Origin of the sequence: Streptococcus sp. HMSC072D05, from assembly GCF_001815805.1 — a bacterium.
Classification (GTDB): Bacteria; Bacillota; Bacilli; order Lactobacillales; family Streptococcaceae; genus Streptococcus.
In genome coordinates this window covers 42,277-57,294 of record NZ_KV822011.1, presented here as the reverse complement: position 1 = coordinate 57,294, position 15,018 = coordinate 42,277, and the positions used below count along the sequence as shown (strand labels likewise).

The window sequence follows — 15,018 nt, the reverse complement described above, 5'->3', positions numbered from 1 at the left end:
TTTTGCGTCCGAGTCCAATTGTGGAAGAGCTTGTTTAACACGAGATACTAACTGATCGGTGCCTTCACTGGCGATACTCGTTCGTAACACTTGTCGTGTCATAGTTGTTTTAGAAGCATCCGTATTTGCGTAGTCGACCTGATACTCACCATCTTTATACGATATGACTGCATCTACTTTCTCGTCAGCTAGAGCTTTTTTAGCCTGATCTAAGTCTTGATAAGTCTCGACGTCCACATGATCGAGCTCATCCATTTTCGTTACCAAACCAGTTGGTAGATCTTGTGTTGCTAACTTGACATTCACGGTTGTACTAGCTGAAAACATGAGGTTCATCAACCACATGATAAAAACAGGTGCTATAAACATCAGGGCTAGAGTTCGTTTGTCACGAAGTAATTCTTTGATGACTTTTTTTGCAATCGCTATTGTTCTCATTTTACTCACCTTCTGCTTTTAAAAATACTTCTTCAATACTTGAAACTTGATAACTTTCTTTTAAGTGTTGCGGTGTATCAAAAGCAATGATTTTTCCGCCTAATAATAAGCCGACCTTATCCGTCAACTCTGCTTCATCCATAACATGGGTAGTAACTAATATCCCAACACCATTGTCTCTAAGCGCGAATAATTCTTTCCAGATTTTCTTTCGAAGAGAAGGGTCAATTCCAACTGTCGGTTCGTCCAAAATCAAGAGTTGAGGATTTCCTAAAAGCGCGATAGCCAGTGACAAACGCCGTTTCATTCCTCCAGAATAACCAGATACCGCCTTGTTTAAGTAGTCTGTCAGATCTACTACTTGAGCTATATAAGCAATTTCCGCCTTTAGGTCTTTTTTAGAAAGCCCCTTTAGCTGACCAAAAAATTCCAGATTTTCTTGGCCTGACAAGGACTCGTATAAAGCATCTGATTGGGCCATATAGCCAATATCTCCTAAAATATGGCGATTGGGCATAGTGTGATTTAACACTAAAGCTACGCCTCCATCAGCCTTTTCCATTCCTAACGTAGTCTTAATCATAGTTGATTTACCAGCACCAGACGGACCAATTAATCCTATAATTTCTCCTGGCTGCAATTCAAAGCTGACATGATTCAGAACTATTTGATGGTCAAAAGATTTTACTAAATCTTGTAAATGTAGTAATGTTTTCATTTACTTCCTCCTTGGTGAGTTAATACTCACTTTTTAAATCACCGAAGCTATTATAGTGAGTAATCACTCACTTGTCAAGAGAAAGGGTTAAATTCTTTAAAAAATAAAACACCAGATTCGTATCTGATGTTTATAATGGATAGCTATTGCTTTTAGAGCTGTTTCTAAATCTCTTCACGATACTCCGAAATGGTCTTTCCTGTCCACTTTTTAAAGGCCTATTCTTCCTCTACTTTTCTCAGCCAATCCTACTACTGTCATCACAATAGCAACCTTGATAACCTTAGCTATGGAAATTCACTTTATCCGTTTTTATATGAAACAGACCAAGAAGTTCTCAACTCCGGATTGGTATTTATTCTAGAAAATCCTTCCTACATAAAACTCTCCCTTCTCTTTCGAGAAAGGAGATTCTTTTTTATCCTTGTCCGCCAGGGGCTGGACCGCCGCCTTGAGGGCCTCCATTTGGTCCACCACCTCCAGGCATAGAGTTGACGATTTCAGTTTGTTTTTCACCGTTGAGATAGATATCTCCGCCTGTGTAGGTCGCTGTTCCATCAAAGTCAAAACCTGTTTGACCAGTCATTTTAATGGTTCCGCCTGTGACCGTGATATTGCCGTTTGAGTCGATTGGGTCTGTGTCTCCTTGGCCGACTTCTACTGTCAGGTTCCCACCGTTCATGGTGAAGAAGATTTCACTCTGTTGGGCATTTTTGTTGGCTGCATTAACCCCATCATCTGTCGAATAGATGGTAATGTCCCCACCGTTGATAGTGATTGACTTACCTTCAAGTCCTTCTGTCGAATTCTTGACGGTGTAGGTACCACTATCGATAACCAAATCACCTGATGCGTGGATGCCATCATCTCCTGCTGTGACGGTGATGTTGTTGTTGGATAGGTACATGGTTCCGACTGAAGTATCCTCGTCATTGTCCACCTTTACGCCATCTTCCTGGGCATCGATAGTCATGGTCGTACCAGTGATGTTGAGTTCATCATTGACATTAAAGGCATCGCCAACTGCTGTGATGTTATAGGTTCCACCCGTGATGTGGAGGGTGTCGTTGGCCTTGATACCATTGTTTTTCTTGCCATCTACATTGAGAGTTCCTTTCCCGTTGATGGTCAAATCCACCTTAGAAAAGAGAGCTGCGTTTGCTTTTTCGTCGCTGTTAGAGCTTGAGTCAGAGAGACTGTTGGTGGTTCCCTCTGCTAAAGTCAAGTAGACATGGCCAGCTGATGTCGCAGATATCGCTGCATTGGTATTGGTCATGGTCGCTCCTTTTAGGACTAGATGAACATCTGCAGACTTATCTACCTCGACCTTGATTTGCACTCCGTCAGACTGACCTGAAATCACATAGGTTCCAGATTTTGTGATGGTCACTGTTGATTCAGAGACTGTCACCCCATCTCCAGAGACGTTTGCAGATGAGCCAGATAACTCAATCTTAGAAGCTGTGCTTTCGTCATAAGAGGTATCATTGTCCTTCTCTGTAAAATAGGATGATTGGTTTGTCTTTGTCGCAGTTGTTGTGGCACTATTTGTCGTTGCATTGGTATTGGATGTAGTTGTTGACTGGGAACATGCTGCCATCAGCACCATTGCCGTTAAACTCGTTGCGACTAGGGTCCATTTTTTTGATTTCATACCTTTTTCCTCTCCTTCGTATGATATAGCTAGACAGTCTACAGAAGATTTCTGAAACGAAACTAAAACTTTTCTGAAAGTTTCCTTAAATTTAGTTTGGATTAGATTTCGCCTAGTAATTTTTAGAAAGGACTGCTAAAAACAATTTTTGAACGCTAAAATACCTTTAATAGATTTTTTAAACCAAGATTCCCCAGTGCGATATCTCCTTGACCAAGAAAGCCAAAAAGAAGAAAAATTTATAAGACTAAAGCTCATAAAAAGAACAGCCCAGGCTGTTCTTTTTAGTTTTCTTTTACTTGGATTTCCTTGATAACACGCGCAGGATTGCCAGCTAGGACGACATTGTCTCCAAAGGACTTGGTAATCACGGCCCCCGCTCCTGCCACCACGTTATTTCCTAATGTCACCCCAGAAAGGACAATAACCCCACCTCCAGCCCAGAAATTATCTCCAATGGTGATGGGCTTGCCGTATTCGACCCCTGAATTGCGTTCATGCGGATCCAGTGGATGGAGTGGGGTTAAAAACTGACAGTTGGGGCCAAGCATAGCGTTGTTCCCAATGCGAATCGGACAAACATCCAGCATGGTCAAGTTCCAATTAGAATAAAAATTTTCCCCTAGATGGATATTGACCCCATAATCGACCACCAGACGTGGATTGACATAGAGATTTTGCCCAGTTGAGCCAAACCAAGTCTTGATGATTTCAGCTCCCTTCAAGGGATCCTCTTCCTTGTTAAAGGCAGCCTGTTTTTGGCGAGAAGCCTGCGCCAAGACCCGTAATTCTGGGTCCGACGGACGGTAAGGCTCCCCTGCTATCATTTTCTGGTATTCGCTAGCCATCTTATCACCTCATACTTACTTTGGCCCCATCATATCAAAAAGCCTCCGAAAGGTCAAGAATGGCCTGCTTTCTAGACTCTCGAAACGAATCCCTCTCCTAAGTCAAAACAACTTGCTTGACAAAAGCTTGACTTCATGGTTTAATATACCCCATAAGGGTATATGTGGAGGTGCCTATGTTTCACTTATTATTTACAAAAATTGACAGTATTTCTACCAGCGAGTTAGAAGCTAAACTTAAGGAACCGATTCAGCTACTGGATGTTCGGACGCCTATGGAATTCCGTAGAGGTCATATCAAAAATGCCAAAAATGTTCCTTTAACGGAAATCGGTTCTTACACACCAGCGACAAAAGAAACACTCTATGTCATTTGTCATTCTGGTGTACGAAGCAAACTAGCTGCGAAAAAGCTTAAGAAAAAAGGCTACGATGTCATCAATGTCCGAGGCGGTATGAGCGCTTGGACAGGTAAGGTCATCTAGAAGTATAAAATAATTGGCTACACAGCCTTGAACCTTATCGAAGGTCTGAGCGACAATATCCAAGGTGTCCGCTCGAAGACGATCTGACTAAGGGCAAATAATCCCTAGATGTGCGGACAAGTGGCGAATTTCAGGGGAGCTACCCAAGGTCGATACCATCCATAACCCCTAAATGAACTAAGGGAGATCTTGGGTGAACCAGACAAGAACCAAGCCTACATCCTTAGCTGCCACAGCGTTTTGCGCAACTATATCACAGAGCGTATCCTCCAGCAGGCAGGATTTGCCGTCCAAAACCTTGATGGCGCTTATTCACTATATAAAATGGCTAATCCAGAAGGAGTCGAATATGGAAACGAGTATCAGCATGGCTGACTTTTATGAAAAATACCTAAATGAAAATCTAAACCTTATCGATGTACGTGAGGTGCATGAATTCCAAGCAGGACATGCACCAGGAGCAAGAAATCTTCCGTTAAGTACCTTGGAGCAAGGTTACAAAGAACTCAAACCTGACCAGGAATATCATGTCATCTGTCAAGGTGGAGTCCGTTCCGCATCTGCTTGTGAATTTCTAAGCGCCCAAGGCCTCACCGTTATCAATGTAGAAGGTGGTATGAATGCTTGGCCCGGTCAAGTAGAATAAGCAAAAAACCGATTAAGGAACTTAATCGGTTTTTTCATTTCTGCAACCCACTGATATAGGGCTCGTAGCCCGTCGCTTCTAAAAAACGAAACACATTGATGGTATCTAAAAAGAGGTTTTCTCATTGGTATTGGGGGAACTCATCCGTTTGTCTGACATGATTTTTTTATCGAAATAGACTTAAATGACTTTGTCTGCATTGTTTATCAATAGCAAATTAGTTTACTTCCGTTTAATCAGGTATCGGATGGCCTTTTCTAGGCGTTCCTTTTGAGCCTCGGGGTCATCTAATGGTTGGTTGATGCAGTCAGTGAGATTTTCAGTAATGATCATCTCAATCACGCGCTCAACGCTAGATTTCACTGCTGTCAACTGCGTAACAATATCTGCGCAGTCACGATCTTCTTCAATCATCTTTTGAATCCCACGCAACTGGCCCTCTGAACGTTTCAGGCGTGTGATATACTTTGAGTTTGTCATTAATTTATCCTTGGTCACTTTTTCTTCATTATATCTCGAATAAGGGGCTTTGTCAAAATTCACTTCCTGTCTGTATTTGTAGGAGGCAACCTCTCCTCTGTATCAGATAGAAAAGATAGGTGAGCATGAAAATGGAAAAGAAACTCTGTCCTCCTTGAAGCTTGATGGGAAATAAAGTTGCCCATTAACCAACTGACTTTTATGCCTTATATCTTGGACAAAAAGGCAAGGATCACTATCCCATAGACTAGGACTAGAGCCAGACCAAATCCGATACCAAACCACTTGTAAAACTTGTCCATCCCGCTGTAACGTTCGACATAGGCCCTGTTCGGCTTGTCTGGATCGTACCAGACCGTCAGCTCCGAATGAAGGGGGAAATGGGTCTGCATCAATCGTTTGAAGGAAACAAAGGAGTTGCTGTAGCGAGTGATCGAAGACGCTAGCATATCTTCTCTTGTATAATCATTTGAAACTTTAGTAGGACCCCACGGAGTCGTGACCGTTTTGAACATAAAATACTGCAAGGTTTTCTTATAAGTAATCCCATCCACCGTGTATTCGACGATAGGTGGATACCCCTCACGAAAACGGCTATATCCGATAACTGTTCCCTGTACGGATGACTGGGCAAGGCGGACCAACTTCTGATCTCGAAGATAGAGGTAGAGAAAGGTCCCACATACAAATACAAAAGATAGGAAGATGACGATGATCCCAACTATCAAACCAATCACTTCTTTATTCATATGAACTCCTCCTGTTATTCTATAGAATAAAATCCCAAAGAACTCACTCGTCCAGAATCGGTATCGAATCCCTCGAGTCTACTCTTCGGATTTTTCTTTTGACTGTTTTTCTCTCAAATCTTTCACAGATTTTGATATGATATCTCTCACCTGTTCATCAGTAAGTCCTGGAATCTGGTAATATGGATTATTGGATTCGCTTTTTGACGGCTTTGTTCCTGAACTTTCGGTTTTAGAACTTTGTTCAGTCGAAGACGAGGATTTCGACTCTGAGGAACTGGATTCTTTGGCCTTAGAGGAGCTAGACGACTCAGACTCAGAAGGCTTGGACGTTTCAGGCGTTTTAGAATCAAGCTTAGGCGGCTTGTTTACTTGGTCGTTCGGCTGTTTCACAGGTTTATAGAATAGCCCAAAAGACAACAGCAAGGCCATCAAGATCCCAATGCCAGCCAAGGTTCTTTTATTGGCTTCAGCCGAGGGAACCTTTACTCCCTTTGTACTGAGTGTTTTCCATTCTGGATGCTCTTTTTCTATGGCTTTTTTCTGTCTCCTAAGAGGAGCAAGTAGAAAATGATTAAAAGGCACAATCGTTACCATAGCTACCGTTACAAGTGGGACATAATTGGAATGACTTGATACCAGTAGAACATCGAGTATAGCGAGAAGGATGAAGAGGAAACGCCCCACAAACTTACGAACTTGATGCTCTTTTTTGATCTGCAAATATCTCTCTTGTGACATTATCATCCTCTCTTTTCTATTTCTTCATTAAATATCACTTTCCCCTGTTCATATTTTCGCACAGCTAAGAACCAGCGGATAGGGTTGTTTTGGAATAAGAAAAGGTACAACAAGGCAGGAAAGAGACCTGCTAAAGGCGAGAAAAAGATTTGTATATCAAATGCCTCTTGCTTATTGAATGAGTCAATAGTGCCCGGAATTGCAGCAGCAAATATTACTATAGTAGTCATAAAAACTAGTAGCATGACAATCATAAAAGCCAACATTTTCGCAAACGTCGCTTTTTTCTCACTAAAATTTTCCCAGAACAAATTTGAATAAACTGCTTCTTTAAACTCTTTCTTTGTTGCTCCTTGGACTCGTTTCACTCCTTTATATAAGGCGACTTCCATCATCCATATAAATCCAAATAGGATAAAGGAAAGACAAAGAATAAAAATAGGAACCATCCCACTATTATAACGAAGGCCTGAGAAAATTGGTATTGCAACAAATCCTCCGAGTAAACCTAACAAAGAGAATATAGCAATTAAAGGAGCAATCCCCCTATTCGATCTCCTAGCCCCTTCTGTATTTAACAAGGCACTCTTATCTGCTACAAGAGCCTCTTTTGTTCGCGTATTATAGTAAACGGCCTTATCACCGCTCTGTCCAATAAAAATTATTTTTCTCATATAAAATCACCACAGTTTTCACTAATCACTATAATCAGAAACTTCAATTTTATCATAGGTTGTTGATAAAACATCACCATCACCAACCACTGGTAATGGTAATAGCGTTTCTCTCGTGTTTCTAGTTCTTCTCTTCCCTAAATAATACTTTTCCCTGCTTGTATTTTCGTACGGCTAACAGCCAGCGGATTGGATTGTTTTGAAATAGTAGAAGAACCACGCTAATTGGAACGATCGTTGCTCCGATTGGTACCATGAACATGGACGGCTCAAACCATTCCTGTTCATAGAAAGGAATGAAAGTCCCAGGTATGACAAAGAACACAACAATAACAAAAACAAATAGAAGAACGAGGATAACAAATAGATACAAGATGATTTTATCGACTGTTGGTTCCTTATCTGGTGACTTCCTCCAAAATTTACTACTTTCAACCGCTTCTTTAAACTGCTCTTCACTTGCTGGGACAAGCGACTTGGCCCCACTGTAGAACAGTTTTTCAAATCCATAAACACTTCCGATAAAAACGAAAAGGATAGCGGCTAGATGGATAGGTGCCATCCACTCACTCAATCTAAAGGGCGCTAGCAAGGAACGAATCCAAATACCGATAATAGCAACTAGCAAGAAAATAAAGAAGACAACCCAAGGCCACTTGGATTTCTTTGAACTGATGGCACCGTCGGTTTCTGACGAGGCGCTAGATTCTGTCGCTAAAGCCTCTCTCGTCTTTGTGTTATAGTAGACGGATTGCTGGCATCCTTGGCCTATATAAATGATTTTTCTCATCTTACATTTCTCCCTCTTTCCCTCGGCTACCGTCCTGTAATGTCTCCATCAGCTCCTTGAACAATCGTTTGCGCGTTTTCATCCGAAAATCATAAACTATATATGTAAGAATACCAATCCCTAACATGTACATAATTAAAAATTGAAAATCAGAAACAGCCAGATAACGATAGGCTGAAAAAATCGTTATTAAAACAAAAATGTAGCCAACTACTGTCAACGCCCTAGATTTTCTCCTAAGTGTTTTGATATTGGCTTTTGTGAGCCGGACTTTTCTAAATCTATCTGTCTTCATGTTGCGTCGGGTAGATTTGGCAAGGAGAATGGTCCCGAAAACCAAAAACAGAGACATCAGGATAAAGAAAATCAGATTGAAAGGGGAGGAGACATCTCCAAAGGTTTGGTTGAGCAACTTTGACAGCCGTTGCAAGGAATAGATTGCAATAGGGGCTGCAATGGCTGAATAATTCATGCCTTGTTTTGCACTGTAGAATACTTGATTCCCCAAATCATAATAGATAAAAGAGTCCTCCAGAGGGCCCTTACTGATTAAATTTTTTACACTTGTGTCCATCTTATTACCATTTCCTAAACTCAATACGGATGTTCAAACAAAGTCCTACTTTCTCTAAAAAGCATCGTGACAACAATTGCCAGCAGTCTAGCCGATTTTTAGCATTTGCCTTCCTAGAGAAAGAAAAGTTTATTAGTATTATAGCATGAACCCCCAGAAAAGGGAAAATATCCCCGGCAGATACCTTTGCTAGGGCCAAGAAAGGCTTCGTCATTTCATAAAAAAGCGAACAAATCCACATTCTAAAAACAGAATGCGAGCTTGTCCGCCTTTTCCTATGTCTCTAAAATAAATAATGTGTTTTCCTCGTTTCATCGTGCCAAGCGAATGCGGGTCACAATCCCATCTGGGTCTACAAGATCCAGTTCACTCGAATTTAGCCATTTGATCGGTGCTTCTAGCTCTTGTGCTTGCTTAACGATGTTCAAGAGTTCTTCCTTGCTTTCGACCTCAAGGACATAGTAGGCCAAGCCTGACAAGCCTTGCTCACGCGGAGCCAGACCTTTTCCAGCCCATTCGTTGACAGCCAGGTGGTGATGGTACTGACCAGCCGCTATCCAACTAGCACTAGGAATGCTAAATTTATCTTCTAGTCCTAACACCTTTTGATAAAACTGGCTCGCCTCACGACTATCCTTCACCGATAGATGGATATGCCCCATTCTCGTCCCTTCAGCTAGGATAAAGGGATCCACCTTTTCCCCTAACTCATAGATGTCCTGTGCCGCAAGGGCTTCGGTCACACCGATAATGCGACCGTCTTCTCGAATATCCCATGAAGACACTGGCTTATCACGGTAGAGTTCAATGCCATTCCCTTCCAAATCCTCTAGATAAATAGCCTCGCTGTATCCATGATCTGCACCCCCAACCAGAGGAATCCGCAAATCACTTAGGTGTTTCAAGACATCTGCCAAGGCTTTTCGTGTCGGCAACAAAATCGCCAGATGGTAGAGCCCATAATGCCCCCTTACTTCGCCAGACTTTTCTGCCTGAATCAAGTGAACCAAGGCTTTTCGACCAAGTCCCAAAATCGCTTCTGTCTCTGTTTGAGATAAAATCTCCAAGCCAATAATCTGGTGATAAAAAGCCGTTTGACTCGTCAAATCCTTGACATTTAAAACCGCCTCTGCTAGATAAATGTGGCTTTGGTATGCATAAGTCATAGGGTGTCTCCTTTTTTGTTGTAACTTTATGCATTACATCAATTATACACTATTGAGATAAAATGTCAACGAAGACAACTCAAAAGAGCTGGAAACCAGCTCTTCTTTTTATTTAACAACAAGCTCGTAACGAGTTTTGCTGGTGAAAATTCCCCCTGCTTTGAGAATGACTTGGTCTTTGAGATCACTGTGAATGGCATCTGGTAAAGCTTGCGCTTCAAGGGCAATCCCATTGTGCTGTACCATTGGCTGGCCTCCGATGATGACACTCTCATCCACAAAGTTTGCTGTGTAGACCACAAAGCAAGGGGCCTCTGTCTTGAAAAGTAGGAAACGACCTGAGTTTTGGTCATAAAGGAAACCAGCATTGTCATGACCTGCAGGAAGGGCAAATGGGTGATCCAAACCAGATACCAACTGAATTTGCTCATCGTCCTCTGCAAAGATATCCTTGAGCAAAGCACCATTGTAGATGTGTTTCACCACATCACGAGTAGCATCTGGAGTCTTATCTGGAACACCGTCAGGAGCGATTGGGTAAATGCCCTCCGTATTTAGTTGGAAGACATGGCGGTCAACTGTCTGCGTGAAATCACCAGACAAGTTGAAGTAGCTGTGATTAGTTGGATTGACAAGCGTATCCTGATCTGTCGTTACCTTGTAGCTGACTTCGTAGGCACCAGTTTCTTCCAAGCGATAGCTGATCCAGATCTTGAGATTACCAGGAAATCCTCCTGTCCCGTCTGTACGCTCTGTGTAGAGGGTCAAGCCATGGTCGCTCACCTCGACCAATTCAAACAAGCTCGAATCCCAACCTGTTGAACCACTGTGGTTACAGTTGCTAGCATTGTTGACTTCAAGATTATAGGTCTGGCCATTGAGTTCAAATGTTGCACCTGCAATACGGCCCGCTACAGGACCTACACTTGCTCCATGCTTGGGACTATTGCCTACATAGCTATCAAAATTATCAAAGCCCAAGATCACATTGGCAAAATTACCAGCCTTGTCAGGTGTGACATAGCGCAAGATGGTCGCACCATAGGTCATAACTTCAAGCTGGTAACCACCGTCAGTCTCAAAGCGATAGGCCAAGACATCCTTGCCCTCATGATTTCCAAATACACGCTCTGTGTATGCTTTCATTCTTCTCTCCTTTGATCTATTTCTCTTAAGTAAACAAACCATAGAGAGCCTATTCACCATCTATGGTTGTAGTTTTTATTTTCAGAATCCTTTGTCAGAAAACCTTAACAAAAGGGGGTTCTTCTATACTTGTTTTATGCTTCCACACGTTCAGTCCATGAAGTCGCTGTTGTTTGAAGAACCTTGTTGAGTTCGTCAATGTTCTCAAAACCTGTTGTGCGTAGCCACTCACGAGCTGCTGCTTCACCATCTTTAATGTAAGCTTCAACTGATCCAGCCCAGGTTGCACGGCCACAAAGAACGCCGTTGAAGTTTGCGCCTGATTCGTGAGCAAAAACAAGAGTCTCTTGGAAGAGTTTAGCTGATACGCCCGCACTCAAGTAGATGTATGGCAAGTTAGTTGCCTCATCTTGTGCTTTGAAGAAGGCTGCTGCTTCTTCGCGAGTATGAACGATTTTTCCTTCACCAAATCCTTCAACGTATTTAACGTTAACTGGAACTTCCACTTTCAAGACATCGATGTTGAAGCGTGGGTCTGAGAAGACCTTCATAGCACCGATAACCTTGTGTGGTTTTACTTTAGCGTATTCTGCAGAACCTGCGTCAGCGATTTTTTCATCGTAAGCCAAGATCTCAAGGAAGAACGGAATGTCTTCCGCCACACATTCAGAGCCAATGCGTTCGATGTAGGCTTGTTTTTGTTGATTGAGTTCGTCAGAGCTGTCTACATCATAGTAAAGCAAGAACTTAACAGCGTCTGCACCTTGTTCTTTGATGCGTTTGGCAGACCAAACATCCAAGCAGTCAGGCAAGCGTTTAGTGCTAGTTGTATCGTAGCCAGTTTTCTCATAAGCAAGGAGAAGACCAGCATTTGGAGCAAGCGCTTTTGTAGCTGGGAGACCATACTCAGGGTCGAGAAGCATAGAGGATGCGTATTTTGTCAATTCATCTGCAACCAATACTTTAAGTTCTTCCATTTGAGCAACTGTTGGCTCTTCTGTTTGATATTGAGCCATGAGGCGTTTCAAAGCACCACGTTGGTCAAAGGCAAGAGCTGAGATAATGCCGTTCTCGTCAGAGAGTTTTTGCAAGCAAGCTACTTTATTGGGACTTAATTGTAATTTACTCATAGACACTTCCTTATTTTTGATATTCATGAATGATCACACCTTGTACCACACGGTTTACAGTGCCAGTAGGAGATGGTGTATCTGGTTTATTTTCTACCTTGAGCGAAGTCAATAGGGCAAAGAGTTGAGCATAAACGATGTAAGGGAAGACACGGTAAATATCGTTCAAAACACCGCCACAGCCAAGGGCTACTTCTTTGACATTTTCAAGACCAAAGGCTTGATCACTCAAAAGCACAACACGACGAGCAATGTGATCACCAGCCACTTCACGAACCAAGTCCAAGTCGTACTTGCGAGTGTAGTCTGTCGTTGTGCCAAATACCAAAACAACTGTATCTTCGTTGATCAATGATTTTGGACCGTGACGGAAGCCAACTGGGCTTTCATACATGGTCGCCACTTGACCAGCTGTTAATTCCAAAATCTTCAACTGAGCTTCATGAGCAAGTCCAAAGAAAGGACCAGCGCCCAGGTAGATAACACGGTTAAAGTCGAGGTCAACCAGTTCTTTAACATCTGCTGCATTGTCTAGAACTTTACGCGCAAGGCTAGTCACAACTTCAAAACGTTGAGCTTTCACAGCAAATTCTGTAGGATCAAAGACCAAGAGAGCTGTCAACATCATAGACGTAAAGCTAGAAGTCATGGCAAATCCAGCGTCATTGGAAGCAGCCGGTTGCAAGAGCAAAAGATTGCGGTCATCGCCATGAGCTTGAAGAGCCAATTTCCCTTCTGCAGCACATGTAATGGTCACTTGATAGAGGTCATCAACCAAGGCTTTAGCCAAATCAACGGTTGCCACACTTTCAGGTGAATTACCGCTACGAGCAAAGGATACAAGGACAGTTGCCACATCTTTTTTCAGATAGGTTTCTGGATTGGCAACAATATCTGTTGTCGCAATAGAATTGAAATTCCATTTGCGCTCGTCATAGACTTCCTTAAAGTAAGGCACCAAGGTATCTCCCACATAAGCAGAAGTCCCAGCACCTGTCAAGATAACCTTAATATAGTCATGTCTATCAGCGATATCTTGCAGAAAGGCTGCAATTTCTTCACATTTCGCTTGATAGGCTTCAAAAGCTTCTTTCCATACATCAGGCTGTTGGTAGATTTCACGAGTCGTGATTTCTGCACCCAGTTCAAGTAATTCTTCTTTTGTGTAATTTAGCATAGAGTTCCTCTAATCTATTGTTGTTTCATTCCTATTGAAAATATGGGAATGGGAGTGACTCCCATTCCCATGTATATTCTATATAAGATGTTCTAACGATTTTCACGTTATCACATCGTATACTCAATGAAAATCAAAGAGCAAACTAGGAAGCTAGCCGCAGGCTGTACTTGAGTACGGTAAGGCGACGCTGACGTGGTTTGAATTTGATTTTCGAAGAGTATTATTCATCTTCGTCATCATCGAAGCCCGCTAACAGATCGTTGACTTTTACAATGCTTTCTGCAGCTCGGCTCTTGTAGTCCGCATCTGCGCCTGTAAGGCTGGCATTGATAAATTCAATCACCATTGGAAGATTCATTCCTGCGTAGAGTTCAATGTCGCGACCTTCCATGATCAAACGGCTTACCACGTTACATGGTGTACCACCGAGAAGGTCCGCAAAGACTAGGAAATCATCCAATCCTTCGATAGCAGCTTCAAATTTTGCAGTAAATTCTTCTGGACCATCTTCTGGAAGAAGGGCCACTGCATGAATGTTGTCCTGTGGACCCATGATCATTTCTGTGCTACCTTTAAGTTCTTCACAGAAACGACCATGACTCACCAAAATTAATGATTTACTCATAAATTATGCGCCCATTCCAAGCAAGAATTTACCGATGAATGAAAGACCTACTGCAAGAACGATAATGATACCGATCGCTTTAGTAGAGTTCATACCTTTCTTACCAAGCAACCAGAAGATAAAGGCAGTAAAGATTGCTGGAAGCAAACGTGGGAAGATTGAGTTCAAGATGTCTTGGAAGTCAATCATCTTTTCACCGATTGGCAATTTGTAAGAAATCTCAAAGTTGATCATTGTCGCTACAAGAGCACCCATCATGAAGACACCAAGTACAGATGCAGCATCAATCAAAGCTGTCAAAGTACTTTGCATGTTGTTGATAAGGTTAACCCCTTCTTTGTAGGCAAATTCCAATTGTTTCCAACGGAAGATGTCATATGCAACTGCAACTGCGATCCAAAGGAAGATACCCCATGGTTGGCCAGCGATAGCCATAGTTGCTGCGATAGATCCCATGATAGCAGGTACAAGTGAACCAAAGATTGTATCTCCAAGAGGAGCGAATGGTCCCATCAAACCTGTCTTGATACCGTTAACGGCATCTTTTGAACCCACACCATCTTTTTCTTCCATGGCAAGGTCAAAACCAGCGATAATTGTGTGGAAGAATGGAGAAGTATTGAAGAATTGAGTATGAACTTTCATCATTTCTTTCAATTCAGGAGTTCCATCCCCATACATTTTACGCAATTGAGGCAAGATCATGTAAAGGTAACCAGAAGCTTGCATACGTTCATAGTTCCAACCTAATTGGAAAGTAAACAAGCTACGTTTGTTGATTTGATTAAAATCTTCTTTTGTAAGTTTGTAATTAGAATTCGTCATCTTCAATTTCCCCACTTTCTGATGGTGTAGAAGGTGCTGCTACAGCAACTTTTTGGCTGTTCTTGAAGTGAACAACTGCAAGGAAGATACCCACGATAGAGATACCGATCATAGACAATCCTTTGAAGTTGTTAACAAAGCCAATTTTT

The 15,018-nt window shown here is 42.2% G+C and carries 18 protein-coding genes and 2 pseudogenes; 3 read left to right on the top strand and 17 right to left on the bottom strand.

Translation table 11 applies throughout. The annotated features are described in order from the left end of the window. The 4 genes from HMPREF3057_RS03580 to HMPREF3057_RS03565 all read right to left on the bottom strand — a co-directional run. Positions 1 to 438: ABC transporter permease (locus HMPREF3057_RS03580; RefSeq protein ID WP_142350336.1), on the bottom strand; the 438-nt coding region annotated here is incomplete at its 3' end. Position 439: 1 nt separating this feature from the next. Further along, positions 440 to 1,156: an ABC transporter ATP-binding protein gene (locus HMPREF3057_RS03575; RefSeq protein WP_000854375.1), complete on the bottom strand. Its 717-nt coding sequence runs from the start codon at positions 1,154 to 1,156 to the stop codon at positions 440 to 442. Positions 1,157 to 1,574: 418 nt separating this feature from the next. Then, positions 1,575 to 2,810 (bottom strand): carbohydrate-binding domain-containing protein, encoded by a 1,236-nt coding sequence (locus HMPREF3057_RS03570; RefSeq protein ID WP_070696401.1) that lies wholly within the window; start codon positions 2,808 to 2,810, stop codon positions 1,575 to 1,577. Positions 2,811 to 3,094: 284 nt separating this feature from the next. After that, the gene (locus HMPREF3057_RS03565; RefSeq protein ID WP_042901942.1) at positions 3,095 to 3,658 is read right to left on the bottom strand and encodes a sugar O-acetyltransferase; all 564 of its coding nucleotides are present in this window, start codon (positions 3,656 to 3,658) and stop codon (positions 3,095 to 3,097) included. A 176-nt stretch (positions 3,659 to 3,834) separates the two neighbouring features. On the opposite strand from HMPREF3057_RS03565, the gene HMPREF3057_RS03560 reads away from it, so the two are divergent. From HMPREF3057_RS03560 to HMPREF3057_RS03550, 3 genes and pseudogenes are all read left to right on the top strand, one after another. Beyond that, positions 3,835 to 4,143 (top strand): rhodanese-like domain-containing protein, encoded by a 309-nt coding sequence (locus HMPREF3057_RS03560; protein WP_000468869.1) that lies wholly within the window; start codon positions 3,835 to 3,837, stop codon positions 4,141 to 4,143. 9 nt (positions 4,144 to 4,152) lie between these two features. Then, positions 4,153 to 4,518 (top strand): annotated as a pseudogene (locus HMPREF3057_RS10430) (rhodanese-like domain-containing protein); the annotation flags it as partial. Next, positions 4,493 to 4,789: a rhodanese-like domain-containing protein gene (locus tag HMPREF3057_RS03550; RefSeq protein WP_000450169.1), complete on the top strand. Its 297-nt coding sequence runs from the start codon at positions 4,493 to 4,495 to the stop codon at positions 4,787 to 4,789. The pseudogene HMPREF3057_RS10430 and the gene HMPREF3057_RS03550, both read left to right, overlap by 26 nt. Positions 4,790 to 5,011: 222 nt before the next feature. Here HMPREF3057_RS03550 and HMPREF3057_RS03545 read toward each other — a convergent pair whose 3' ends face one another. The 13 genes and pseudogenes from HMPREF3057_RS03545 to HMPREF3057_RS10165 all read right to left on the bottom strand — a co-directional run. After that, positions 5,012 to 5,269, bottom strand: a complete 258-nt coding sequence (locus tag HMPREF3057_RS03545; RefSeq protein ID WP_002880547.1) for a metal-sensitive transcriptional regulator — start codon at positions 5,267 to 5,269, stop codon at positions 5,012 to 5,014. Positions 5,270 to 5,475: 206 nt separating this feature from the next. Continuing rightward, on the bottom strand, positions 5,476 to 6,018 hold the full coding sequence (locus HMPREF3057_RS03540) for a DUF3592 domain-containing protein (RefSeq protein WP_042901941.1): 543 nt from the start codon (positions 6,016 to 6,018) through the stop codon (positions 5,476 to 5,478). A gap of 78 nt (positions 6,019 to 6,096) precedes the next feature. Beyond that, the gene (locus HMPREF3057_RS03535; RefSeq protein WP_042901940.1) at positions 6,097 to 6,759 is read right to left on the bottom strand and encodes a hypothetical protein; all 663 of its coding nucleotides are present in this window, start codon (positions 6,757 to 6,759) and stop codon (positions 6,097 to 6,099) included. A gap of 2 nt (positions 6,760 to 6,761) precedes the next feature. Next, a complete protein-coding gene (locus tag HMPREF3057_RS03530) occupies positions 6,762 to 7,433 on the bottom strand; it encodes a hypothetical protein (protein ID WP_001226099.1) in 672 nt (223 codons plus the stop codon). A 121-nt stretch (positions 7,434 to 7,554) separates the two neighbouring features. Further along, positions 7,555 to 8,223, bottom strand: coding sequence for a hypothetical protein (locus tag HMPREF3057_RS03525; protein WP_042901939.1), 669 nt, complete (start codon positions 8,221 to 8,223; stop codon positions 7,555 to 7,557). Between the two features lies 1 nt (position 8,224). Next, complete coding sequence (locus tag HMPREF3057_RS03520) at positions 8,225 to 8,797, bottom strand: hypothetical protein (protein WP_042901937.1); 573 nt, start codon at positions 8,795 to 8,797, stop codon at positions 8,225 to 8,227. Between the two features lie 311 nt (positions 8,798 to 9,108). Then, complete coding sequence (locus tag HMPREF3057_RS03510; protein WP_042901935.1) at positions 9,109 to 9,963, bottom strand: VOC family protein; 855 nt, start codon at positions 9,961 to 9,963, stop codon at positions 9,109 to 9,111. A gap of 108 nt (positions 9,964 to 10,071) precedes the next feature. Continuing rightward, on the bottom strand, positions 10,072 to 11,109 hold the full coding sequence (locus HMPREF3057_RS03505; protein WP_042901934.1) for an aldose epimerase family protein: 1,038 nt from the start codon (positions 11,107 to 11,109) through the stop codon (positions 10,072 to 10,074). A gap of 134 nt (positions 11,110 to 11,243) precedes the next feature. Further along, positions 11,244 to 12,239 (bottom strand): tagatose-bisphosphate aldolase, encoded by a 996-nt coding sequence (gene lacD / locus HMPREF3057_RS03500; protein WP_070696456.1) that lies wholly within the window; start codon positions 12,237 to 12,239, stop codon positions 11,244 to 11,246. A 10-nt stretch (positions 12,240 to 12,249) separates the two neighbouring features. Next, positions 12,250 to 13,416, bottom strand: coding sequence for an SIS domain-containing protein (locus tag HMPREF3057_RS03495; protein WP_070696398.1), 1,167 nt, complete (start codon positions 13,414 to 13,416; stop codon positions 12,250 to 12,252). Positions 13,417 to 13,639: 223 nt separating this feature from the next. Further along, positions 13,640 to 14,044, bottom strand: coding sequence for a PTS sugar transporter subunit IIA (locus tag HMPREF3057_RS03485; RefSeq protein WP_000045700.1), 405 nt, complete (start codon positions 14,042 to 14,044; stop codon positions 13,640 to 13,642). 3 nt (positions 14,045 to 14,047) lie between these two features. Continuing rightward, positions 14,048 to 14,869, bottom strand: a complete 822-nt coding sequence (locus HMPREF3057_RS03480) for a PTS system mannose/fructose/sorbose family transporter subunit IID (protein ID WP_000185287.1) — start codon at positions 14,867 to 14,869, stop codon at positions 14,048 to 14,050. Beyond that, positions 14,856 to 15,018 (bottom strand): annotated as a pseudogene (locus tag HMPREF3057_RS10165) (PTS fructose transporter subunit IIC); the annotation flags it as partial. The gene HMPREF3057_RS03480 and the pseudogene HMPREF3057_RS10165, both read right to left, overlap by 14 nt.